A 23,073-nucleotide genomic window follows, 5' to 3' on the forward strand; every position below is an offset into this window, starting at 1 on the left:
CGTGTTAACGGACGCACCAGCATTTCGCCCGGCCACTCGATGGCTCCGTTCTTGCTACGTCCGGCGACATCGGGTTCACGATGGACGCCTACTCTCCCATTGGCGACTACGCCATCATCGGAGACTGCCGCTCTGCGGCGCTGATTTCAAGAAGCGGTTCGATAGACTGGCTGTGCTGGCCGCGGTTCGACAGCGCGTCGGTGTTCGCCGCGCTGCTCGATCGCCGGCGCGGCGGCCGCTTCCAGGTGGCGCCCGTCGACGCCGCGTCCGTTTCGCGCCGCTACCTCGATCGGACCAACGTGCTCGAAACGACGTTCAGGACGGCGGGCGGCCGCGTTCGTCTGACCGACCTGATGCCGGTCGCCGGCGAGCACGTCAAGTCGCGCGAGCTGTGGCCCGATCACGAGATTCTGCGCCGGCTCGAGGTCGTCGAAGGCGAGGTGGACGTGGCCGTCCACTACGAGCCGCGATTCGATTTCGGGCGCGCGCGCGGACGCCTCGTCGAGCGGCCGCACCACACCCTGCAGATCGAACGGGGCCCGGCCGTGATGATGCTGCGCAGCGACATTCCGTTGCGCGTGTCGGCGGACGGCGGCGCCGCAACGGGACGGGCGGTGATGCGCGCCGGCGCGGTGGCCGTCCTCGCGCTGTCATTCACGCACGGCGCGCCGGCGGTCCTCCCGTGCGAAACCGGGGAAGGGGCGCGGTTGATCGACGGCTCGATCGAGTGGTGGCGGCAATGGGCGTCGCAGTGCACGTACGCGGGGGATCACCACGATGCCGTGCTCCGCAGCGCGCTCACGCTGAAGCTGTTGACGTATGCGCCCTCCGGTGCGATCGTCGCCGCCCCCACGACCTCGCTGCCCGAGCACGTCGGCGGCGGACGGAACTGCGACTATCGTTTCTGCTGGTTGCGCGACGCGGCACTGACGCTGCGCGCGCTCGTCGACCTCGGGTTCAGCGTGGAGGCGGAGTCCTTCCTGTCCTGGATGATGCACGCCACCAGGCTCACGCACCCGCGGCTGCAGGTCCTGTACGATGTCTATGGTGAAAGCCATCACCCGGAGCGGACGCTCGATCACTTGGAAGGGTATGCCGCGTCTACTCCGGTGCGCGTCGGAAACGCCGCTGAAAGCCAGTTGCAGCTCGACGTCTACGGCGAGGTCGTGGGAGCGGCGCACCAGTTCGTGCAGCGCGGCGGCGGGCTCGATCGCGCGACGGCCGCCACCATCGTGGATCTCGGGCGGACCGTGTGCCGGCTATGGACGCTTCCAGACGAGGGACTGTGGGAGCCGCGCAGCGGCCGGCGGCACCACACGCATTCGAAGGTCATGTGCTGGGTGGCGCTCGATCGGCTCGTCAAGCTCGCGGAGGCCGGGCACGTCCGGTTGCAGGACGCCGGGTTCGCGCGCGTGCGCGATCAGATTCGTGAGGTCGTCGAGCGCGACGGCTGGAGCGACGCGACGGCGAGCTACGTCGCAGCGTTCGGAACCGCGGAGCTTGACGCCAGCCTGCTGCGCCTCGCGATATCGGGCTACGCCGCTCCATCGTCCTCGCGCATGAAGGCGACCGTCGCCCGCATTCGCAAGACGCTGAGCGCCGGCGACGGCCTGCTGTTCCGCCATCGCATGGATGACGGGCTGCCCGGCTCCGAGGGGGCGTTCGGGATCTGCAGCTTCTGGGGGGCGGAGGCGCTGGCGCTCGAAGGGCGTGACGATGAAGCGCGGCGCTGGTTCGAGTCGCTCCTGGGCTACGCGAACGACGTGGGCTTGATGGCGGAAGAAATCGACCCGGCGACCGGCGCGCTGCTCGGCAATTTCCCGCAGGCCTTCACCCACGTGGGCCTGATCAACACCGCGCTCACGCTGGCGGGGCAGGCTCGGACGGCATGAACATCTCCAGCATCCTTGTCGCGGGATTCTTCGCCACGATCGTGCTGACCACCGTGATGTCGGCGAGCCAGGGGCTTGGCTACACGAGGATGAGCATTCCGTTCCTCGTGGGCACCATCTTCACGCGGGGACGCGACCGGGCCATGGTGGTGGGCGTCGCCGTGCATGTCCTGAACGGGTGTCTGTTCTCGCTCGCGTACGCCGCGGCGTTCGAAGCACTCGGGCGGGCGACGGTGCTGCTCGGCGCGGGGGCCGGCGTCGTGCACGCGTTGTTCGTGCTGACCGTCGGCATGGTGGTGCTGCCGGGGCTCCATCCGCTCATGGTGAGCGAGTACTACGGCCCGACCCCGAACCGGCTGCTGCAGCCTCCCGGATTTCTTGCCCTGCACTACGGCCGCGGCACACCCATCGTGACCATCCTGGCGCACGCGGCGTACGGCGCAATTCTCGGCGGGCTGTATCGACTGGCGGGCGCCTAGACCTGCGCGACGCCGCGCGCCTGGGGAGAGGGCGCCTTGACGAGCGCCGTGACCATCCACGCGACCAGCACGATCGCCACGGCGAGGAGCACCGCGAAGATGGCGATCGGACCCCACTGCGGTGATGCCCAGTTGACCGGCTGGAACCCCGCCGCATCGAGCATCGATCGCCGGACGCTGTCGCGGGAGAGCACCATCAGCGCGACGGCCACGATCGTCGCGATCCACGCCCCAATCAACAGGCGCGACGGCTCGGGCGACTGTCCCACGCCGAGCGCGAAGGCCAGCGCGTCGATCGCCGCGACGATCCCCAGCGCGAGCGCCACGGTCGCATACCCGCTGCCGCCGACAAACAGCGCCATGGTGGCCTCCGGAAGCGCCGAGAGCAGCCACATGCCGATCAGGAAATTCGCGGCGGTCGCCAGCACGAACCAGCGGCAGCCGTACGCCATCGCCCAGATCCCGAACTCCGGAGACACGCGGCGCCGGAAGAACCCGATCAGCGCGACCGACAACCCGGCCACCGCGATGGCCCCCGCCAGCATGTGCAGGTAGCGGGGCAGCCGCGTGGGGTCTCCGCTGTTCCAGTGCAGCCCATGTGAAGCCTGGGCGTAGAGCGCGTGCTGCGCGCCAGGCCTGAGCATCAGCGTCATGTTGTTCGTGTAGATGAACGCGACGCCGAGAACGATCGCGACGATCAGCCAGGCCAGCGCGGGCCGTCCCGTGCCGCCGCGCCTGTCGAAGGCGACGCCGTACGCCGCGTAGTAGGCGACGATGAGCAACGGGATGACGGCGATCCAGAACGACGCCATGACGACCGAAGAGGAGAAGAAGACCCGGCCGTAGAGCACCTGCAGAAAGAGCAGTGCCGCGACCCCGAGGGTGACGGCCGCGGCCATGGTGACCGGCAGCAGCTTGCCGATGAGACGCGCCAGCTCCGCGTGATGCGCGCGCCCCTGTCTCCCCCGCCAGCGCGCCACCGCGCCGATGATCGACCCGCCCAGCACCGCGTTCATCGGCAGGAGGTGCAGCGTGAAGGTGAGCAAGAGCAGCAGCAGGAACACGGCAGGGGGCGCCGCGAGCGGCAACGGATCGGGTTGCGGGATCCCGGGGTTCATCGCACTGCCTCCTTCGCGGTGTGGTTCAATGTTGCGAGGTAGACGGCTACCGCCTGGCGCTCCGCGTCCGTGCCCTCGAAGGCGGGCATGGCGTCGTTGATGGCGGGCAGCCGTCCGAGCATCTCGTAGAACGTGTCCGCCGGTCGTCCCTTCGCGTCGAACGGGAAGTCGGCGCCCGGCCCATGGCACATCGAGCAGTTGTCGGTGAAGAAGCGCGCTCCGGCATCGGCACGCTCGGAGGCGCCGGCGGGCGCGCCGCCGAGCGACACCAGGTAGGCCGCCAGCGCGCGCCGTTCTTCGCGTGTTCCGGCAAACGGCGGCATGCGCCGGCCTCGCCAGGTTCGCAGCGCGGGGCGCGGTTCCGTCCAATCCGCTCCGCTGGCGGGCGAGGCCAGCCGGCCGAGCATCGCGTCGGCGGAAGACAGGGACGCGTTTCGCACGAGCGGGCGCACGGCGAGATACCCATCAACGGTGTGACACGATCGGCACAGCAGGCGGAAGACTTCCTCGCCCCTGGCCACATCCGATACGGCTTCACCATGCTGCGGCAGCCGCGACCACGCCGCCGCCGGCAGCACGCCGGACTCGTTCAAGGCGTCGACGGTGAATCGGTCCTCGATCGGCGTGCCCGCGCGGGCGGGCAGTCGCACCCCGTTCACGAACATGTAGTGACCGATGACGTACGGCTTGCGCAGGTCCTCGCGCACCCACTCCGCGGCGCCGAGCGCCACGAACGTGGACGCCATCACGGCAGCAGCGAGGGGCCGCCCGTACTCGCGCCGCCGCCGGAAAACGAGCGCCGAGAAGCACAGCCCGGCGAGCGACGCGATCAACAGCACGCGCGTCGCGACCTGCGCGACAGGATGGCCCGTGGCGGCGCCGCCGAAGACCGCCGCGACGAGCGCCGGGATCCCCGCGTTCGCCGCTCCAAGGATTTCCCGGACCGGCACGCCGTCAGCGGCCGCGGCCCCGAGCGCCCAGACCAGCGACACCGGCAGCAGCACAACCATCGGCGCGATCCATTTCACGACTGCGTATCGGGCGATCCTCCCCTTGAGCGCCGCGTCGCTCAGGCGCGACGCGGTGAGCAGCGCATACACGCCGGCGAGTCCAACCGCGCCGAACGTGCGTGCCAAAACCGCCGGCAGGTACGTCGGGTTCAGGATGCCCGCCCAGAAGCTACGGGTCTCGAGCCACGCGCCCGGCGTCAGCATGAACGTGAGGATGCCGTTGATGACGGCGAGGCTCAGCCACGCGGCCCAGAAATATACCCAGCCCACCGCCATGTGCGTTCGCGCGGGCAGCCGATCCCACCCGTAGAAGTACACCATCGCCGCGGCAATCTCGACGACGAAGAACGTCCACTCGATCGCCCAGCCCCAGACAAATGCCGCGATGAGCGAGGAGGTTGCGGCCGGATGGACCAGACCGATCGTGAACCAGATGCCGACGCCCGTGATCGCGCCGAAAACGAGCGTGAGCAGCACGAAGAACCGGGTGTGGGCCTTGACGTATTCGAGCAGCGCCGCATCCGCCTCTCGCCGCGCCTTGCGTTCGGTCAGCACGAGGAACAGTCCCCCGCCGACGGCAAAGTGAGAGACGAACACGTGGACGATCGCGACAAACGCGATCAGCAGGCCGCTGGCGGGAAGATCCCAAATGGGATAATTCATCGCGTGGCTCCGGCGAATGGTTCAGGCCGGGATTGCAATCGCACTGCCGCCCGGCGCCACGAGCACGTGGGCGCTGACGCGCACTTGTGGCTCGTTCTGTCGTCTCGCGCCTCCCCCGACGCGCCGGAATACCGGCACGTGTCGAAAGTCCGGCTGCCGCAGGTCGCGATGCGGACGGGCCGCCGTGCCCGCCAGACCCCGGCAATTTGCATCTGAAGCGTTGCGCGGGCTCACGCGTTGCACGCGCCGGTGCTGGATGGAGGGCTCGCCGCGGGTGCAGTGAGAGTGAGTAAGGAGTCAGGGTTCAGAGCTGAACCCTGAACCCTGAGTCCTAGTGAATCTGCCCGCGAATCTCTCCGCCCGGCCAGCGCGTCGTGTGGACGTTCGCGTAGGTGAAGCCAGCGCGGATCGCGCGCACCAGTTCGGCGAAGGCGGTCGGCTCGCCTGCGTTAATCCCCTGGGCCGAAGGCCCGATGACATCGGCCGCCGTGATGACGCCGCTGATCGTGCCCGACGGCGTCGGGCACGCCGGCTTGCCCCCGCCGCCACACAGGAACGCGGACACGCCGCCGTTGACGCCGCGCGCGCCGACGTGGATATGAGACGCCAGGACGACGCCGCCCGTCACAAACGGCGTCGTGCCGACGCCCTCGAGCGCCTCGTAACTCAACTCGTACTCCATCGTCTGTGCCTCGTCATCGATCCTGAGATCCAGCGTTCCGATGCCGGTGGTGGAGATGGACGGGTTTTCCTGGAACCCGTTCAATCTCGCCTTGACGTGCTTCGCGCTGTCGCCGGAATCGGCTGCGGCGAGCACGGCGCTGACGGCGATTGCCGCAGCAGTGGCCAGGGCCCCCGAGATGCAGTGCTTTCTCACGTTCTCCTCCAGTCTCGCGTGGTCCGAATCAACGGAACTCGATGGTCACACGAGAGGACAACTCTCCTCATCACCGACCTCCACAGCCTGCTCCGAGCGGCGGGGCGCAACCTTGATGCCATGGGCGCGAGCGTTCACCGCCTGCCTGCACGCCGCGCCGAAAAGGGAGGAAATGGGATGGAGGCCTGCGCTCGGCCACGGCATGGTTTCGCCAGTCGCTCAGCGACCGTAAGTGGTTTACGTGGTCCGTAACCTGGACCGTAGCGCCTCCAGCCTCAGAACCCGGGTGGACAACCGCGACGGGCCGGACGAGAATGGCGCGAACCGAATGAGGGAAGGAGAATTGATGACCGTTCGTCGAATCGTGTCGTTCGCGTCCGTGTGTGCCGCCCTCGCCGCGCTGCCTCTCTTCGCCGCCTCCGCGCAGGCGCCGGCCGGGCAGACATCGGGCGAACAGCGCACCGTCTGGTACTTTTACACGGTGAAGTGGGGTTACCAGGACGAGTTCCTGGATCTCTTCCAGCGCAATCACTACCCCGTACTCAAGGAGCAGCAGAAGCGCGGGCGGATCACGTCCATCCGGACGTACGTGCCGACCTATCACGGCGACGGCCGTGGCGACTGGACGTTCGCCGTCGCCCTGACGTATCGCGACACCGCGGCCATGACGGGCCCGTCGGGTGACGAGGAGATTGTGCGGCAGCTGTATCCCGACCAGGCGACGTTCCGGAAGGAAGAGCAGCGACGCTTCGACATTCTCGTCGCCCACTGGGACGTGCCGCTGAACGAACTCAACCTGGAGACGAGGAAGCCCTCGCGTTAGCGCAGGCTTCCGTTTGGCGGCGATGCCACGGTGCACATCACCGTTCAGCGCGCAGTCGATTGACCCTGCGGATTACCGCGCGACGCTTCGCGTCACACGGTAGCGACGGCAATCAGTCTCGCCGCATCGAACTCGTACGGACGTCGCACGTGTGTGGTTGATTATTGTCCTGCGTCGAACCGGCTCTCGCACAGCCACCAGCGGTTCTGTTCGTAGACGCCGCGGAGGTATTGCGTGCCGGTCGCCCGCTCCTGGACGAGGTCGGCGCGGCGCGTTCGCATCCATTCGATGCTGTAGACCATCAGCGCGCACCGGGCGGCACCGTCGGGCGCCGTGCAGTGTGTCCATTCGGTGCTTCGGCGGTACAGCTGCAGGGCGTACGTGACACTCACCTGCGCGTACGCGGCGCGCTGCGCGGTGATCTCCGCGAGCGCCGCCTGCTTGCCGCTGCAGGCGTCCGAGAAATTGCGCGTCGACACCTCCGGAGCGATGTCCGCGTTTGCCACGTCCTGGAAGAAGGTCTCGCCGTGCGCCATCATCTCGCGCCGCGCATCGTTGACCATGATGGTCGGACTGGACCCGACGCTGCGCTGCTCCACGCTGACAGCGCTCCCGGAGGCGTCCACCTGCGAGGACGGCTTCACGACGGTGACCGTGACGACGTACGAGGCAGGCACGGGATCTGCGCCCGGCGAGCGCCACCGCGCCTGCGGGCCGTCGGGGACGAGCACGCCCGCGCGCGGACTCACCGTCCACTCATACCGCAGTTGCTCGTACGACTTTGCCGCGGCATCGACAATCGCGCCGAGCGTGACCTCCTGTCCCGCGTCGATGTTCGTACGGCTGACCGTGACGGAACGCACGACGGGCGTCGCGTTGGCGGGGCCCACCGCCGCGGGCGCGGTGGGCGCGCTCCGCCCGCCACCGCACTGGACGGCGACTATCGCGGCGACTGTGCAGGCGACGCCCGTGCGACTGGTCATCACGCACTCCAGCCGTGGCTTTGGCAAGAGCGATACCAGTCCGGCTGAGCCGTGTAAGCCGCTGCGGCTATGGGCTTAGCAGAATTGTGTTCGAAATCGACCCAGCCCACCCGTGACATCGAGTAAGTACTTCCACTCCACAGATCCCCGCGGAGGCGGCTCGTTCGTGCCTCGGTGCGCCATTAGTACAATGATGGGCATGGCCGCCCCCGTCGTCTGTCTGGCGCTGTTGGCGTGCGCTGCGCCGGCAGTCGCGCAGTCCCCCGTGGCCCCCTCGTCAGCGGGCGCGGCGCACTATCGCGCCGGCGTGGATCACGAGCGGGCCGGCAATCTCGAAGCGGCGGCCGAATCGTACCGGGCCGCGATCCGCGACGCGCCGGATCTCGCCGCTGCACACGACCGGCTCGGTTTCGTGCTCGGAAGGCTGGGACAGACCGACGCGGCCATCGCGTCCTTCCGCCGCGCGGTGGCCATCGATCCAGGCGCCTTCGACGCGCAGTATCACCTCGGCGCCACGCTGTGGTGGACGAAGCAGCCGGTTGCGGCCCGCGCTCCGCTCGAGGCCGCCGTGCGCCTGCGTCCCGGCGATCCGGACGCGCGCTACTATCTGGCGCTGTCGCTGAAACAGGGGGGCGCCCTCGATGCTGCGATCGACCACCTTCAGCAGGTTGTCCGGACCGCTCCGGATTTCGCGCTCGCGCGGATGCAGCTCGGGATCGCCCTGCGGGAAGCGGGTGATCTCGACGGCGCGATCGAGCATCTCGAGGAGGCGGTCAGGCGCGATCGCGGATCCGTGGAAGCGCGCAATAACCTGGGGCTCGCGCTCGGCGAGCGGGGGCGGGCGGCCGACGCGATTCGGGTCCTGCGCGCGCTCGTCGAGGAGCACCCCGCCTATGCCACGGCCCGGATGAATCTCGGCAGCACGCTGATGCAATCGGGAGACCTCAACGGCGCGGTCGCCGTCTATCGTGAGCTGGTGCAGCAACCAGACGCCGGCGCGGGGGCGCACTACAACCTCGGCCTCGCGCTCAAGCAGCAGGATCGATTTCCCGAGGCCGAAGCGGCGCTCCGTCGCGCGGCGGCGCTCGATCCCGGCCTGCCCGAGGCGCACTTCACGCTGGGAGTCGTGCTGTGGCAGACGGCGCGTCCGGCAGAGGCCGCCGACGGCTTCCGTCGCGCGATTGCGGCGCGCGCCGGTTATGCCGACGCGCGCTACATGCTCGGCACCGTGCTTCGCCAGCTCGGTCGTCCAGACGAGGCGCTCGCCGAGTTCCGCGCCGCCATTGCGCTGCAGCCGACCTTCGCCGAGGCGCACCTGAGCGTCGGGCAACTGCTGCAGCGGAGCGGCGACAGCGAGGCCGCGGCGGCGGAGTTCGCCGAGGCCGAGCGGCTGAACAAGCGGAAGGCGGACGCGCAGGCCGCCACCTTCGCGGTCAGCGTCGGCGTGGAACGCCTGCGCGCCGGCGACGTCGCGGCAGCCGTCGCGCAGTTCCGCGAGGCGGTGCGCCTGGCGCCCGACTATCCCGAGGCGCATTTCCACCTGGGCGCGGCGCTCGAGCAGCTGGGGTCGCGCGACGAGGCGCAGGCGCACCTCGCTGAAGCGCGCCGGCTGAATCCGCGGCTGCGGTGGAGGCACTGAGCGCGGTGCTCCGTCTCTCTGTCGTTCGTGCCGCGTGCGGTGCGCTGGCGCTCGCGCCAGTCGCGCTGGGCATCCCCGCCGCGGGCGCGCCGCCGCAGCCCGCCGCAGACCTGGGATTCGCCTTCACCAATGTGGCGCGCGCAGCGGGGCTCACGGCGGCCACGGTGTACGGAGGCCGGGCGTCGAACACGTACCTGCTCGAGACGACCGGCTGCGGCGTTGCGCTGCTCGACTACGACGGCGACGGCTGGCTGGACGTCTTCCTGGTCAACGGCACGACCCTTGAGGGCTTCCCGCCGGGGCAGGAGCCCACCAATCATCTGTATCGCAACCGCCGCGACGGCACGTTCGAGGACGTGACCGGGAAAGCGGGACTCGCCGCGAGCGGCTGGGGCCAGGGGGCGTGCGCCGGTGACTACGACAACGATGGCGACACCGACCTGTTCGTCAGCTACTTCGGGCCGAACCGCCTCTATCGCAATAACGGCAACGGCACGTTCAGCGACGTGACCGCCTCGGCGGGCGTGCTGGATCGGCGCGAGCGGTGGGGCGCCGGCTGCGCGTTCCTCGATTACGACCGCGACGGGCGCCTCGATCTGTTCGTGGCGAACTACATCGACCTCGATCTGAAGACGGCGCCCGTGCCTGACAGCGGCCTGTGCCTGTACAAGGGGCTGAAGGTGGCGTGCGGCCCTCCCGGCCTGCAGGGGGGTAAGAACGTGCTGTACCGCAACGCAGGAGAGGGACGCTTCGCCGATGTCTCGGATGCTTCCGGGATCTCGCGCGCGAGCGGCACGTACGGCCTGGGCGTCAGCACGCTCGATTTCGACGGCGACGGCTGGACGGACGTGTACGTGGCCAACGATTCGAACCCGAGCGCGCTGTATCGCAACAATCGCGACGGCACGTTCGCGGACATCGGCATCCGATCGGGGTGCGCGTACAGCCAGGACGGCAAGCCGCAGGCCGGCATGGGCGTGGCGGTCGGGGACTACGATCGGAACGGCACGTTCGACATCTTCAAGACGAACTTCGCGGGCGACACCTCCACGCTCTACGCGAACACGGGCGACGGGTTCTGCGACGACCGCACGTTCGCCTCGGGCATCGGCCTCAACACGCGGTGGCTCGGCTGGGGCGTAGGGTTCATCGATCTCGATCGTGACGGCTGGCGGGATCTGTTTCTGGTCAACGGTCACGTGTATCCGGAAGTCGAGGGGCTGCGGACGGAGGCGGGGTACCGGCAGCGGAAGGTCGTCTACCGCAACCTGCGCACCGGGCGGTTCGAAGACATCACCGACCGCCTCGGGCCGCCGGCGACGACGCCCAAGGCCGGGCGCGGGGCGGCGTTCGGCGATCTCGACAACGACGGCGATCCTGACGTGGTCATCAATAACGTTCACGATACGCCGGACCTGTTCAGGCTCGACTCGCGGAACCGGCGGCACTGGGTGACGGTGAAGCTGGTGGGCGTGACGTCGAACCGCAGCGCGATTGGCGCGCGCGTGACGGTCGTGGCCGGCGGCGAAACGCAGATCGATGAGGTGCGCGGCGGCGGCAGCTACTATTCGCAGAACGATCTCCGGCTGCACTTCGGCCTGGCCGATGCCGCGGCGGTGGATCGCCTGGAAGTCCGGTGGCCCGGGGGGCTCACGGAAATGTGGACAGGACTGGCGGCGGATCGAATCGTGACGCTCGAGGAAGGTACCGGGCGCGCAGCGGAAGGCGGACGGCCGTGAGCCGATCGCGGCGCCTGCCGGCCGTGGCGGCGATCGTGATGGTGCTCGGAATTCCGGTCGCCGTCGTGGCGCAGCCCGCGCCGCGGCCCGACGCGGCAGAAGCGGGGCGGCTCGATCGCGCGCGCGCCCTCTCCGAGGCGCGGCGCGCGATTCACGAAGGGCGGCCCCGCGACGCGATCGCCCGCCTCGAAGCGCTCGGGACGCCGGAGGCGCCCGCCGTGGCGCACCTGCTCGGCGTGGCGGCCTATCACGCGGACGATTTCGCGCGTGCGATCGCGACGCTCACCGGCGTGGTCGGCGCGCTGCCCGCCGGCTCCGTCGAGCATCGCGAAGCCGTGCAGGTGCTCGGCTTGTCATTGTTCCTCACGGGGCGCTTCGCCGACGCCGTGCCGCACCTGGAGGCGACGCGGCGATGGGCCGCCGACAACCTCGAGCTGGGACACGTGCTCGGCCAGGCGTACATCCAGGTGGGGCAGGCGGACCGCGCGCGCGAAACGCTGGCCGCGGTCTTCGGCGTGGCGCCCGCCTCCGCCGCCGCTCACGTGCTCGCGGCGCAGGTGATGATTCGCCTGGAGCACGAGCCGCTCGCGGAGGCCGAGCTGAAGCGGGCGCTGGACAAGCAGCCGGATCTGCCGCGGGCGAACCTGCTCCTCGGGCAGATTGCCATGTTCCGCGGCCGGCTGGAGGAGAGCGCGACGCTGACGCGGAAAGAGATCGCGCTCAATCCAGGCGACGCGATGGCGTTCTACCAGCTGGGTGACGTCCACGTGCGCCAGTCCAACTGGGACGCGGCCGCCGGTGCGCTGCAGCGATCGCTCTGGCTGAACCCGTTCTACAGCGGCCCGTACATCCTTCTTGGAAAGGTCTACACGCGGAAGGGGCAGCCGGCGACGGCTGAAGCGATGTTGCGCCGCGCCGTTCAGTACGATCCGAACAACCGCACGGCGCATTATCTGCTCGGGCAGCTCCTTCAGCAGTTGGGGCGCGTCGAGGAGGCCAGGCGGGAGTTCGAGATCGCCGAACGCCTCCAGGGGGCGCGGCTGCGATGAGACGGGCGACGGCTGCGACGGCGGCATTCCTCCTGCTCCTGGGCGTGCCCGCACCCGAACGGGGCCGCGCGCAGCCGGCCGCGCCGCCGCCCTGGGAGGTGTCGCTCGTGGACGTGGCTTCGCGCGCCGGTCTCGTGCGTCCGTCCGTGTACGGCGGCGAGGACACGAAGCGATTCATCATCGAGACGAATGGCGCCGGGGCGGCGTTCCTGGACTACGACAACGATGGCTGGCTCGACGCGCTCGTGCTGAGCGGCACGCGCTTGAAGGAAGGGGCGCGCGTCGACGCGACGTTTCCGCCGGCGCGCGCGCCCGTCAGCCGTCTTTACCGCAACCGCCGCGACCGCACCTTCGAGGACGTCACGCGGAGTGCGGGAATCGACAAGGTGGGTTGGGCGTCGGGGGTGTGCGCGGGCGATTACGACAGCGACGGCTCGACCGACCTCTACGTGACGTACTACGGTCAGAACGTGCTGCTGCGGAACCGCGGCGGCCGGTTCGAGGACGTGACGGCCGCCGCAAGGCTCGCATCGGGGCGCACGCGGTGGGGCTCCGGCTGCAGCTTCATCGATCACGACCGCGACGGCGATCTCGACCTGTTCGTAGCGAACTACCTGGTGTTCGATCTCGCGGCGGCGCAGGAACCGGGACAGGGAGCGAACTGCCACTGGAAAGGCATTCCGGTCAACTGCGGACCGAAGGGGCTGCCGACCGACACCAATTTCTTCTACCGGAACAACGGCGACGGCACGTTCACCGACGTCAGCCAAGCCTCCGGCATCTCGCGCGTCACCGGCAGGTACCCGATGACCGCGGCCGCCGCCGACTTCGACGGCGACGGCTGGACGGACCTCTACGTGGCAGCCGATTCGACGGCGGCGATCCTGTACCGGAACAACCGCGACGGCACGTTCACCGATGTCGCCGTCGAGAGCGGCGCGGCGTACAGCGAAGACGGCAACCCGCAGGCCGGCATGGGGGTGGCCGTCGGCGACTACAACACGGACGGGATCCTCGATCTGTTCAAGACGCACTTTGCCGACGACGTGCCGGCGCTGTATCGGGGGCTGGGCCGCATGTTGTTCGAGGACGCGGCGACCGGCGCGGGGCTTGCCGTGCAGAACCGCCACGTCCAGTGGGGCGCCGGCATGCCGGACCTGGACAACGACGGGCGTCCCGACCTGTTCTACGTCACCGGCAACGTGTATCCGGAGGTCGAGCGCCGGCTGCCTCAATACCCTCACCGCGGCCCGCGCGTGGTGTTCCGCAACGTCGACGGGGCGCGCTTCGAGGATGTGACCGCGTCGAGCGGCCCCGCGCTGTCAGCCGCGCACTCGAGCCGGGGGGCGGCGTTCGGCGATTTCGACAACGACGGCGACGTCGACGTCCTGGTGATGAACATGAACGAGCCGCCGTCCCTGCTGCGAAACGACTACCGCGGCGGGAATGCGTGGGTGGCGGTCGCGCTCGAGGGAACGACGTCGAACCGGTCGGCGCTGGGTGCCACGGTGCTCGTGACCTCCGGCGGGCGCACGCAGGCGCGCGCCGTCCTCAGCCAGTCGAGCTATTACTCGCACGACGACTTGCGGCTGCACTTCGGCCTCGGCAAGGCGGAGCGCATCGATGCGGTCGAAGTGCGCTGGCCCAGCGGTCACCGGCAGACGTTCGCGGACGTCCCCGTGCGGCGCGTCGTGCGGATCAAGGAGGGCACAGGCGTCATTTCAGGGGAATGAGGATCTCGCGGCGCACGTACTCTTTGACCGGCCCCTCGAAGGTGACCAGCAGCTGCGGATCTTCTCCCGGGCGTCTTTCGATCCTCACGCCCGTCAGCGCTGATGGCGCCAGCTCGCGCGGCGTGCGCAGGCCGAGCGTGTAGGCCTGGCCCCCGCGTCCTTCGAGCGTCAACCGCAGTCCATCGCCCGCGGCATGCGACCTCAGGATCCGGACGCCCCGCGACTCGTCTCCCGGCGCCGGCGCCTCGCGGTGGACATACACGTCGCTTCCACCCCGCACGACGTATTCGACCGTGGTCTTCTGGGGCGGCGACGCGATGCCGACTTCCGCGAACTGGACGTCGCCCATGTCCCTGCGCGAGATCCGGGTGCTGCGCCCGTTGACCCGCGCGCCGCGCACATCCGCGTCCAGCGGAAACGCCGGCGCGACGACCAGCCGCGCGGGACCGGCGCCGGACGGGAGCGCGCCCGGCCGAGGCGTGCGCCGGCTGATTTCGAGGACCAGGCGGCCTGTCCCGCGCGTGATCCTCATATCGAACAAAGCGCCGCCGGCGGGGATGCGCTGTACCGCGGCGCGATCCCAGTCGGCCGGCAGCTGCGGCCGGACGTGGAGGGTGGCTCCGCCGTCGCGGACCTCCACGCCCAGCAGCCCGCGAACGACCGGCGTGATCACCATCGCCTCCGACCAGATCTGGTGGTGCGACGACCGGCCGAACGCCGCGTTGACATCACCCGACAGCAACTCGGTGACATATCCAAGCGCTCCCTGCCGCGTGAGCAGCGCGTTGGCCATGAGCGCCTGGAGACCGACGTGCGGCCGGCCGTACCGGTACGCGGCCATCGACGCCCAGCCCGTGAAGAGCGGCCACACCGATCCGTAATGGTACGAGAGCGGATCGTAGAGCCGGCTGCGCGAGGACAGGATCCGCGATCCCCAGTCGGTGGCGAGATCCCCGCCGCCGAGCCGATCGATCTGGCGCTGGGCCCGATCGCCGGAGAGCAGTCCCCACCACAGCGGCACCGCGGGCAGCACGGTGTCTTCATCGATCAGGCGTGCCGTGCGCAGCTCCTCCAGGCGCCCCTGCCGCCGCTCCCGGTTCGGGCCGGGTTCCGCTTCTCGCGCGCGATCGGCGGGAACGGCGGTGGCAAACGCGTAGGAGCCGCGATCGGCCATCCAATATTGCTGTTCCAGAGCCTCGCGCGTGCGGCGCGCGCGCGCCCGCACCTCGGCGGCCAGCGCGGCGTCGGCCATCGTGTCGGCAAGTTCCGCCAGTCCCTCCAGCGCTGCGATCCACACGCCTTGCTGATAGATCTCCTCGTGCGGCGGATAGAGCGCGCCCCCTTCCACCCAGCCGTGCCCGACGCCGGTGTTCTCCACCAGCCCGTTGCCGTCGGCGTCGGTCCCCGCGGTAAACCGGTACGCACCGACGATCGCCTTCCACGATCGCTCGAGGAACGCGCGGTCGCCGCTCGCGCGCCAGTGTTCGGCGTGCGCGACGACGAACAGCGGCGTCGCATCGGCGCTCGCCCATGCGTAGGGATAGGCCTCGAACCACGGAATGAACGACGCGCTCTGCGAGATTTCGTGCGGAATCTTGCCATCGGAGCGCTGGTGCGTCGCCAGGAACTCGAGCGCGGTCCGCGTGGTGGCGAAATCGCCATACGCGTCGATGGCGAACGCCGTCCACAGCGCGTCGCGGCCGAAGAACCACGCAAAGCCGGGGCGCTCGCTCTCGCCCGACGTGCGGAAGCCGGCCACGAGGCCGGTGCCGAGCGAAGGATTGGCCGCCAGCCCCTTGTCCACGCCCACCTTGGCCCAGCGGAACGCTTCGGTGAGCCGCGTGTCGGGCACCTGCACGTCGACGCTGCGTTCGAGGAGCGACCGGTACGCGCGGACGTTCTGCGCGTAGAGTGACGGCGCCGCCCCGAGGAGCCGGTCGTACGTCTGTTCCGCCTCGCGCCGGCCGCCGGTGCTCGCAGTGACGACAATCGGCACCGGCGATCCTTCTGCATCGGCCGGCGTGAGCTCGCGGACGAACCGTACCGGTACGTCGCGCGGCTCTTCCTGGTAGGGCATCAGCGACACCTCCTGCGCTCCCGGAGATCCGACGACAGCCGCAAGTCGCCCGGACTCCTCGGTCAGCGTGTAGCGCTGGTGGCGCCCGTCCCATCCCGTGTTGGGGGTCATCGAGCCGGCCGGCCACATCAGCCGGAGCCGCGGGCGGAACGAGGCGGTCACCCGGATCGGTAACGTGGTCCGGACGTCGAGCAGCACGATCACGCCCGGTTCGTCGAGCGGCGCGAAGATTGTCTCGCGTACGGTGAACGCGGCGTGCGAGTAGGTCAACGTCGTGGCTTCCGGGCGCACCTCGATGCGGCTGATGATGTCGCGCCCCGCGATTTCGAGCGGGTACCCCTCGAGCGCAAACGCGAGGGAGAAGTCGTCGAGCACCTTCAGGGGGTAGACCCACACTTCGAACGGGCGATCTTCGTACCCGAACACCGCGGCGCGGCGGCCGACCACATCGAAGAACGCGCCGGGTGAGACCGCGCGCGCGAGCGTGAGGCCGCTCGACTCTTGCGCGTCACGAGTGGGCCGTTCTGCGCCTCGAACGGAGAGGCCGCCCTGCAGCACAGCCAGACTCAACAGCACGGCAGCGGCGGCGCGGCGAGCGCTCAGGCGAAGCACAGCTGTGTCTTATATCGCAGAAACGCAGAAAAGGCGGCTGAGCTTGGGATTTCAGTTTGATCTCTGTGATGCACATCATTAGGATGGCCGCTTGTCGGGGCAGCAAGGACCTCTAAGCCGCGAGGAGGCGTCCATGGAGCTGTTTCGGGTCGTGCGGGTGTGTCTCTGTGTTCTGCTGGCGCTCATCACGCCCGCATCAGCCGCCGGGCAGGCGGTCTACGGCAGCATCAGTGGTTCGGTCAAGGATGCGTCGGGCGCAGTGGTTCCCGGCGTGACCGTGACGATCACCAGCGTGCAGCGCCAGACGGTTGATACCGTCGTGACCAACGAGAGCGGGCGATATCTCAAGGAACGCCTGCTGCCCGGCACATACGAGGTCAAGGCGGAACTTTCCGGCTTCAAGACCGCCGTCGTCCCCGTCGTGAACGTCGGCGTCGACACGACGGTGCCGATCGATTTCACGCTCGCGCCTGGTGATATCGCCGAAGCGGTCGAAGTGACGGGCGGCAGCCCGCTGCTGCGCGTGGATCGCGCCGACGTCTCGACGCGGTTCTCGACCGAGGAGATCACGGAGCTGCCGGTCCTCGATCGCAACTTCACCAAGTTCATTCTCCTGACGCCGGGCACGCAGCAGCTTCAGTGGCAGCATGCCGCCAGCGAGAACCCGCAGGGATCCACGCAGATCCAGTTGAACGGACAGCACTTCAGCGGCACCGCGTACCAGCTGGACGGCACCGAGAACCGCGACCCGATCCTCGGCATCATCGTCATCAATCCCTCGCTGGAGTCGATTGCCGAGACGAAGATCACGTCGCAGAACTACGACGCGGAGTTCGGCCAGGCCACGGCGGGCGTGGTGTCGATCCAGACCAAGAGCGGAACGAACACGCTGCACGGCAGCGCGTTCGAGTTCCACCAGAACGACAGCTTTCAGTCGCGCAACCCGTTCACGCAGTTCCAGCGCGATCCGCTCACCAACCGGTTCATTCCCGAGACCACGCGGAACCAGTTCGGGGCGTCGGCCGGCGGGCCGATCCGCTCCGACCGCTGGTTCTTCTTCGGCGACTATCAGGGGACGCGCAGCAACGTGGGCGGATCCAAGCTGCTGACCGTGCCGACCGAAGCGGCGCGCCGCGGCGATCTCAGCGCGTACGGCGTCGCGATCTTCGATCCGGCGTCGAGCGACAACCCGAACCAGCGGACGCAGTTCGCCAACAACGTGATTCCGAGCGGGCGGCTGTCGCCGCAGGCGCTCGCGCTGCTGAAACTGCTGCCGCTGCCGAATGCGCCGGGCCTGGACAACGGCACGCGGAACAACTTCGTCGCGTCGGGCTCCGAGACGTTCGACGAGAACTCGTTCAACGTCCGGATCGACGGGCGGCTGAGCAACAAGCTGAACACGTTCGGGCGCTACAGCCTCGGCGACTTCCTGCGGGACGGGCCGCAGGCGTTTGGCGCCGGCGGCGGCGACGAACTGGTGAGCCTCGGCGGCGTGTCCGACGCGCGCAACCAGAGCCTCGCCTACGGCGTGGACTATCTGTTGTCCAGCAAGTGGGTGGCGGACTTCCGCTTCGGCTGGTTCCGCTATCACGTCAACGTGCTGCCTTCGGACTTCGGCACGACGCCGGCGCGGGACGCCGGCATTCCAGGGCTCAATAACGACACGACGTTTTCGTCTGGCCTGCCGGCGTTCTTCCTCGAGGGAGATCGAGGGTTCGACTTCGGGTCCGGTCTCGGCGACAACGTCGGCCGCTGCAACTGCCCGCTGGACGAGGACGAGCAGCAGTTCCAGTTCGTCACGAACTGGACGCGGTATGTCGGCAACCATTCCGCGAAATTCGGCGTGGACGTCCGGCGCGCGCACAACCTCCGCGTGCCGAGCGATCGGCACCGCTCGGGCGAGCTGTCGTTTCGGCCGTCTCGCACGAGCGGGCCCGGGGGCGGCGGGCTGGGACTCGCCTCGTTCCTGCTCGGCGATGTCAGCCGCTTCACCCGCTACATCTCCTCGAGCACCGACGCGCGCGAGGAACAATGGCGCCACTTCTACTACGCGCAGGATACGTGGCGCGTGAACGACAAGCTCACGCTCAACTACGGCCTGCGGCTCGACGTCATCAATCCGCAGACGCTCAACGAGGCGGGCAACGGCGGGTTTCTGGACCTCGAGACCGGTGAGATCAAGGTCGCGGGCGTGGGCGGCGTGGGCATCAACGGCGACATCGAGAACAGCCTCAACTGGGCGCCCAGGCTCGGGGCCACCTATCAGCTCGACGATCGCACGGTCATCCGGGGCGGGTTCGGCCGCAGCTACGACATCGGGGTCTTCGGATCCCTGTTCGGACACACCGTGACGCAGAACCTGCCCGTGCTGCTGGCGCAGGAGAACAACCCGCCGAACGACTTCGCGGCGGTGTTCAACCTGCGGAACGGGCCGCCGGCCGCGGCCTTCCCCGACGTGCCGGCCGACGGCACGTTCCCGCTGCCGAACGGCGTGTTTGCGCGCGCCCTGCCCGAGAAGCAGCGCCCGCCCGCGGTGGACGCGTTCAACGTCACGGTGCAGCGCCAGCTCACGGCGGACGTCGCGGTGGAGGTGGGTTACGTCGGCAACCGCGGCCGTCGGGTGTTCGCGGGCGACGGGCCGGACGTGAATCCCAACGCGCCCACGCTGGACGGATTCCTCCAGGGCGTGCCGCGCGACCTGCGGCGGCCGTTCTTCGCCGGCGCGGTCAGCACCCGCACGTTCGCGTCGCTCGGCGGGCCCTTCGGGTGGACGCAGGACCTCGCCTTCTACTGCAACTGCGCGAAGAACGCGTACGACTCACTGCAGGCGCGGTTCGTGAAACGCTACTCGCACGGGTACTCCGCGCAGATCAACTACACCTGGCAGCGCGCCCAGCAGGAGTCGAGCGATTACTTCTTCTGGGACCGCGATCTGAACTGGGGACCGGCCGACTGGGATCGGACCCACAATCTGGTGCTCGCAATCGTCGCGGAGCTGCCATTCGGCCGCGACCGGATGTTCCTCGGCAACGTGTCCCCCGTCGTCGATGCGATCGTCGGCGGATGGCAGTTCAACACGAACACGTTCATCTACAGCGGGCTGCCGTTCAACGTGAGCTATCGCAACTCGTTCCAGGACCGCGACACCGGGCCGAACAGGCCGGACCTGATCGGGGACCCGGACGGTCCGCAGACCAAGGATCAGTGGTTCAACACGACGCCCATCGGTTCGCCCGGCAGCGCGTTCGGGCGGCCGGCGCCGGGGACGTTCGGCAACTTGAAGCGCAACGCGCTGCGCGGGCCGGGTTACTGGCGCACCGACGCGTCGCTGTTCAAGCATTTCCGGCTCGGTGCCGCACGCGATGTCGAGGTGCGCATCGAGGCGGTCAACCTGTTCAACCACGTCAACCTGGGGAACCCGGACTCCGAGGTCGGTGTTCCCGGCAATCCGAACCCGAACGCGGGCCGCATCACGTCGACCGCCTTCGGCAACCAGGACCCCATGCGCAACTTCCAGTTCGCGCTGCGGTTCACGTTCTGAACTGAAAAGGGGGACAGTCACACTTTCCGGGCTGATGCCCGGGAAAGTGTGACTGTCCCCCTTATCTCCCCACCGGCTGCCGCATCTCGGCAAGCAGTTGCAGCACCACGCCGTTGGTCCACCCGAAGCCGATCTGGTTCGCGGCGTAGCCGTACTTGATCCCGGCCTCCACGTCGGACTCGCGCCGCCGCACGTCGTACTTCTCGACGATCGTGCCGTGTTCCTCGAATTCCTTTGTGACGAGCGCGATGAAGTTCGCCGCCAGGCGGTCGGCGTCTTCGTTGAAGCCGTACCGCCGCAGCCCCTGCACGGCAATCAGCTGCAGCGGCGCCCACCCGAAGGGCGCGTCCCATTGGCTGCCTGTGACCTGCAGGCTCGTGAGCAGTCCGCCCGGGGCCTCGAGCCGCGGGAGATTGGCGCGGACCTTCGCGGCCTGCTCCTTCGTGGCGATGCCGGTCCACAGGGGATAGAAGGTGGTGGCGAACTCGTACTCGCGCTGGCGCCGCGTCCTGAAGCTGTAGTCGAAATACAGCCCGCGCTCCGCGTTCCACAGCAGCCGGTTCACGGCGTCGCGTCGCGCGCCCGCGCGCTCGCGCCACCGCTGTGCCGACGCCGTGTCGCCCAGCTCGGTCATGATGCGTTCGGCGTCCACCTCCATCCCGTACAAGAGGGAGTTCAGGCAGACCGGCACGTAGTGAATGATGTCCACGCTGAACGGGCCGAAGCGGTTCGACGGGTCGAACCCGGATTCGCGCATCGACCGGTCCCCCTTGTAAAAGAGGTCGGTCAGCCGATCCGCGTCCGCATCGTAGTAAAGCCGCTCGTCGTAGTCGGTGACGTCGTGCGTGCGGTAGTACGCGCGCACGCGGTCGTAATGCGAGCGCCCCTCCGCGTCTCGTTCGTCCGCGATGACCTCCGGCGCCGGCCCTTCGCCGAGATCGTAGTACCGCGACAGCCCGTGCTCCGCGACCAGGTGGGGCGCGGTCGTCCAGAACGTGTAGTACCGCTCGATGGCCGGCAGCGTCCGGCGCAGCCACGCGCGATCGCGCGTGCGCTCGTAGAGGCCGAGGACCATGCGGGTGAGAAAGGGCGGCTGCGAGCGCGAGAGGAAATACGTGCGGTTCGCGTTCAGGATCGTGCCGTACCGCTCGACCTCGTACACGAAGTTCTCGACCATGCCGCGCGCCAGCTCCAGTTCCGCGCTGGTGCCCTCGGCGAGGAGGCCGACCTGGATGAAGTAACTGTCCCACCCGTACATCTCGTTGAAGCGGCCGCCCGGAACCACGTACGGCTTCGGCAGATAGAGCAGCCCGTGCCGATCCGCGTCGAGGCGCGCGGGGAGCAGGCGCAGATCGATCGTGCGCAGCTGCTGGGGTGTGAGCGCGGCGCGCAGTTCCCTGCGGATCCGCTCGAGATCCTCGTCGCGGGCGACGTAGACCGGCGACGGCTCGCCGGCCGGACGGTGCATCTTGGGATCGGGAGCGGCCAGGTGCAGCGTCCTGTTGGACCGCGCGAGCGTCGTCCAACTGCTCTTGATGTACTTCGCGAGCGTCGAGATCCGTTGCTCGGCCGGCAGAGTCTGAGCTCCGACGACGGCTGCCGCCGCGACCGCGACCGCGGCGAGGAAGGCACGAACGCGCGTGTGAAGGGTGATCATCAGGAACTCCGGAAGGAGCCGAGTGTAGCACCGGAAAGGCCGCCGAAGGAGGGACGAGAATCGGGGTTTGACGCGGGCCGGCAAAGCGGGCTAGCATGTGAATATAGGTTCACATTTATCAGAGTGCGATGACCGAGAAACGCGACACCGCCATCCGCCAGGAACAGATTGCGACTGCGGCGCTGAGCCTCATCGCCCACCACGGCTTGCAGGGCCTGAGCGTCGCGGGCGTGGCACGGCGGGTGGGCCTGGTGCCCTCGGCCCTGTACCGCCACTACGGCAGCAAGGACGACATCGTCGACGCGGCGCTGGACCTGGTACGCGACCGACTGATGGAAAACGTGCGGGCCGTCGGCGTGGAGCAGGCGGGCGCTTTGAACCGGCTGCACGTGCTGCTGCAGCGCCACGTCGCGCTGCTGACGTCGAACCAGGCGGCTGTTCTGCGCGTGGTGTTTTCAGAGGAGGCGTTTGCCGGGCGCGCCTCGCGCCGGTCGAAGATCTATCGCATCATTCGCGGCTACCTGGACGGCGTTGCCGCCATCGTGTCGCAGGGGCAGGTGGCAGGGGAGATCCGCGCGGACCTGGATCCCCAGACGGCGGCGGTGATGTTCCTGGGTCTCATCCAGCCGGCCGCGATTCTGTGGTTTATGAGTGGGGGCGCGCTGGATGTCTCGGCGCACGCCGAAGCGGCATGGACGGTGCTGTCGCGCGCCCTGCGCCCGTGACGAATGATAGTGAACATAGATCCGCGCGGCGATGCGGCGCGTCGATGTGGCGGAGGCGGAACGGCGGCAGCTTCGGCAGGACGTTACCGGCCGGATCGGACGGCTGATGGTGGGCCCGCCGACGCGCGGATCGCGGATGGCGTCACGGCTCGAGCGGCACGGCCAGCCACAACAGCAGGTACACGATCGTGCCGGGAAACGCGGCTGAGAGAATCGACACGATGACGTACAGCACGCGAACGCGCGTCGGTGTCCAGCCGAGCGACTTCGCGATGCCGCCACACACCCCGCCAAGTATCCGTCTGTCGCGCGATCGGTAGAGCGCCATTCCCGCACCCTCAGAGACAGAGCCCCGCGGCGCGCATCGCCGCGCGCCCCACTGCTTGAATCTACGGCATTTCCCGCCCGAAGTTTCCGCACCTCCGGCCCCCCGCCCGGCCAAGACACACGTTGGTC

General features: G+C 68.8%; 16 protein-coding genes. 9 read left to right on the top strand and 7 right to left on the bottom strand.

Annotation, left to right across the window (positions count from 1 at the left end; all coding sequences use genetic code 11):
- Nucleotides 1–80 precede the first annotated feature (80 nt).
- The gene (locus HYU53_02700) at nucleotides 81–1,892 is read left to right on the top strand and encodes a glycoside hydrolase family 15 protein (GenBank protein ID MBI2220097.1); all 1,812 of its coding nucleotides are present in this window, start codon (nucleotides 81–83) and stop codon (nucleotides 1,890–1,892) included.
- On the top strand, nucleotides 1,889–2,371 hold the full coding sequence (locus tag HYU53_02705) for a hypothetical protein (protein MBI2220098.1): 483 nt from the start codon (nucleotides 1,889–1,891) through the stop codon (nucleotides 2,369–2,371). Before HYU53_02700 ends, HYU53_02705 begins: the two co-directional genes overlap by 4 nt.
- Here HYU53_02705 and HYU53_02710 read toward each other — a convergent pair.
- The 3 genes from HYU53_02710 to HYU53_02720 form a co-directional block, all read right to left on the bottom strand.
- Complete coding sequence (locus HYU53_02710; protein ID MBI2220099.1) at nucleotides 2,368–3,489, bottom strand: hypothetical protein; 1,122 nt, start codon at nucleotides 3,487–3,489, stop codon at nucleotides 2,368–2,370. The two genes, HYU53_02705 and HYU53_02710, sit on opposite strands and share 4 nt — an antisense overlap.
- Nucleotides 3,486–5,162 (bottom strand): c-type cytochrome, encoded by a 1,677-nt coding sequence (locus tag HYU53_02715; GenBank protein ID MBI2220100.1) that lies wholly within the window; start codon nucleotides 5,160–5,162, stop codon nucleotides 3,486–3,488. The genes HYU53_02710 and HYU53_02715 overlap by 4 nt, the downstream gene beginning before the upstream one ends.
- Nucleotides 5,163–5,493: 331 nt before the next feature.
- Entirely contained in the window at nucleotides 5,494–6,039 is a 546-nt protein-coding gene (locus tag HYU53_02720; protein ID MBI2220101.1) for a CHRD domain-containing protein, read from the bottom strand.
- A 346-nt stretch (nucleotides 6,040–6,385) separates the two neighbouring features.
- On the opposite strand from HYU53_02720, the gene HYU53_02725 reads away from it, so the two are divergent.
- Nucleotides 6,386–6,862 (top strand): hypothetical protein, encoded by a 477-nt coding sequence (locus tag HYU53_02725; GenBank protein ID MBI2220102.1) that lies wholly within the window; start codon nucleotides 6,386–6,388, stop codon nucleotides 6,860–6,862.
- Nucleotides 6,863–7,023: 161 nt separating this feature from the next.
- Here HYU53_02725 and HYU53_02730 read toward each other — a convergent pair whose 3' ends face one another.
- Nucleotides 7,024–7,845 (bottom strand): hypothetical protein, encoded by an 822-nt coding sequence (locus HYU53_02730; protein ID MBI2220103.1) that lies wholly within the window; start codon nucleotides 7,843–7,845, stop codon nucleotides 7,024–7,026.
- A 199-nt stretch (nucleotides 7,846–8,044) separates the two neighbouring features.
- On the opposite strand from HYU53_02730, the gene HYU53_02735 reads away from it, so the two are divergent.
- Genes HYU53_02735 through HYU53_02750 form a run of 4 tightly spaced genes read left to right on the top strand, consistent with a single transcriptional unit; the run spans nucleotide 8,045 to nucleotide 14,005 of the window.
- Nucleotides 8,045–9,484, top strand: a complete 1,440-nt coding sequence (locus HYU53_02735) for a tetratricopeptide repeat protein (GenBank protein ID MBI2220104.1) — start codon at nucleotides 8,045–8,047, stop codon at nucleotides 9,482–9,484.
- Nucleotides 9,472–11,223, top strand: a complete 1,752-nt coding sequence (locus HYU53_02740) for a CRTAC1 family protein (protein MBI2220105.1) — start codon at nucleotides 9,472–9,474, stop codon at nucleotides 11,221–11,223. The genes HYU53_02735 and HYU53_02740 overlap by 13 nt, the downstream gene beginning before the upstream one ends.
- Nucleotides 11,220–12,272 carry a tetratricopeptide repeat protein gene (locus HYU53_02745; GenBank protein ID MBI2220106.1) on the top strand — a complete coding sequence of 351 codons (1,053 nt, stop codon included), beginning with the start codon at nucleotides 11,220–11,222 and terminating at the stop codon, nucleotides 12,270–12,272. Before HYU53_02740 ends, HYU53_02745 begins: the two co-directional genes overlap by 4 nt.
- Nucleotides 12,269–14,005, top strand: a complete 1,737-nt coding sequence (locus HYU53_02750) for a CRTAC1 family protein (protein ID MBI2220107.1) — start codon at nucleotides 12,269–12,271, stop codon at nucleotides 14,003–14,005. Before HYU53_02745 ends, HYU53_02750 begins: the two co-directional genes overlap by 4 nt.
- Here HYU53_02750 and HYU53_02755 read toward each other — a convergent pair.
- On the bottom strand, nucleotides 13,989–16,694 hold the full coding sequence (locus HYU53_02755; GenBank protein MBI2220108.1) for an amylo-alpha-1,6-glucosidase: 2,706 nt from the start codon (nucleotides 16,692–16,694) through the stop codon (nucleotides 13,989–13,991). The genes HYU53_02750 and HYU53_02755 overlap by 17 nt on opposite strands.
- A 133-nt stretch (nucleotides 16,695–16,827) precedes the next feature.
- Between HYU53_02755 and HYU53_02760 the strand changes: the two genes are divergently transcribed.
- Entirely contained in the window at nucleotides 16,828–20,235 is a 3,408-nt protein-coding gene (locus HYU53_02760) for a TonB-dependent receptor (protein ID MBI2220109.1), read from the top strand.
- A 61-nt stretch (nucleotides 20,236–20,296) separates the two neighbouring features.
- Here the strand turns inward: HYU53_02760 and HYU53_02765 are convergent, their stop codons facing one another.
- On the bottom strand, nucleotides 20,297–21,892 hold the full coding sequence (locus HYU53_02765; GenBank protein MBI2220110.1) for an alpha,alpha-trehalase: 1,596 nt from the start codon (nucleotides 21,890–21,892) through the stop codon (nucleotides 20,297–20,299).
- A gap of 128 nt (nucleotides 21,893–22,020) precedes the next feature.
- Between HYU53_02765 and HYU53_02770 the strand changes: the two genes are divergently transcribed.
- Entirely contained in the window at nucleotides 22,021–22,617 is a 597-nt protein-coding gene (locus tag HYU53_02770) for a TetR/AcrR family transcriptional regulator (protein MBI2220111.1), read from the top strand.
- A gap of 142 nt (nucleotides 22,618–22,759) precedes the next feature.
- Here the strand turns inward: HYU53_02770 and HYU53_02775 are convergent, their stop codons facing one another.
- The gene (locus HYU53_02775) at nucleotides 22,760–22,945 is read right to left on the bottom strand and encodes a PspC domain-containing protein (protein MBI2220112.1); all 186 of its coding nucleotides are present in this window, start codon (nucleotides 22,943–22,945) and stop codon (nucleotides 22,760–22,762) included.
- Nucleotides 22,946–23,073 lie beyond the last annotated feature (128 nt).

Source organism: Acidobacteriota bacterium (assembly GCA_016184105.1).
In the GTDB taxonomy this organism is placed as follows: domain Bacteria; phylum Acidobacteriota; class Vicinamibacteria; order Vicinamibacterales; family 2-12-FULL-66-21; genus JACPDI01.

What these genes read in the sequence shown, in the direction of transcription:
- HYU53_02700 (MBI2220097.1), top strand. Translation starts at nt 81, where the DNA reads ATGGACGCCTACTCTCCCATTGGCGACTACGCCATCATCGGAGACTGC.
- HYU53_02705 (MBI2220098.1), top strand. Translation starts at nt 1,889, where the DNA reads ATGAACATCTCCAGCATCCTTGTCGCGGGATTCTTCGCCACGATCGTG.
- HYU53_02710 (MBI2220099.1), bottom strand. Translation starts at nt 3,489, where the DNA reads ATGAACCCCGGGATCCCGCAACCCGATCCGTTGCCGCTCGCGGCGCCC.
- HYU53_02715 (MBI2220100.1), bottom strand. Translation starts at nt 5,162, where the DNA reads ATGAATTATCCCATTTGGGATCTTCCCGCCAGCGGCCTGCTGATCGCG.
- HYU53_02725 (MBI2220102.1), top strand. Translation starts at nt 6,386, where the DNA reads ATGACCGTTCGTCGAATCGTGTCGTTCGCGTCCGTGTGTGCCGCCCTC.
- HYU53_02730 (MBI2220103.1), bottom strand. Translation starts at nt 7,845, where the DNA reads ATGACCAGTCGCACGGGCGTCGCCTGCACAGTCGCCGCGATAGTCGCC.
- HYU53_02735 (MBI2220104.1), top strand. Translation starts at nt 8,045, where the DNA reads ATGGCCGCCCCCGTCGTCTGTCTGGCGCTGTTGGCGTGCGCTGCGCCG.
- HYU53_02750 (MBI2220107.1), top strand. Translation starts at nt 12,269, where the DNA reads ATGAGACGGGCGACGGCTGCGACGGCGGCATTCCTCCTGCTCCTGGGC.
- HYU53_02760 (MBI2220109.1), top strand. Translation starts at nt 16,828, where the DNA reads ATGGAGCTGTTTCGGGTCGTGCGGGTGTGTCTCTGTGTTCTGCTGGCG.
- HYU53_02765 (MBI2220110.1), bottom strand. Translation starts at nt 21,892, where the DNA reads ATGATCACCCTTCACACGCGCGTTCGTGCCTTCCTCGCCGCGGTCGCG.
- HYU53_02770 (MBI2220111.1), top strand. Translation starts at nt 22,021, where the DNA reads ATGACCGAGAAACGCGACACCGCCATCCGCCAGGAACAGATTGCGACT.
- HYU53_02775 (MBI2220112.1), bottom strand. Translation starts at nt 22,945, where the DNA reads ATGGCGCTCTACCGATCGCGCGACAGACGGATACTTGGCGGGGTGTGT.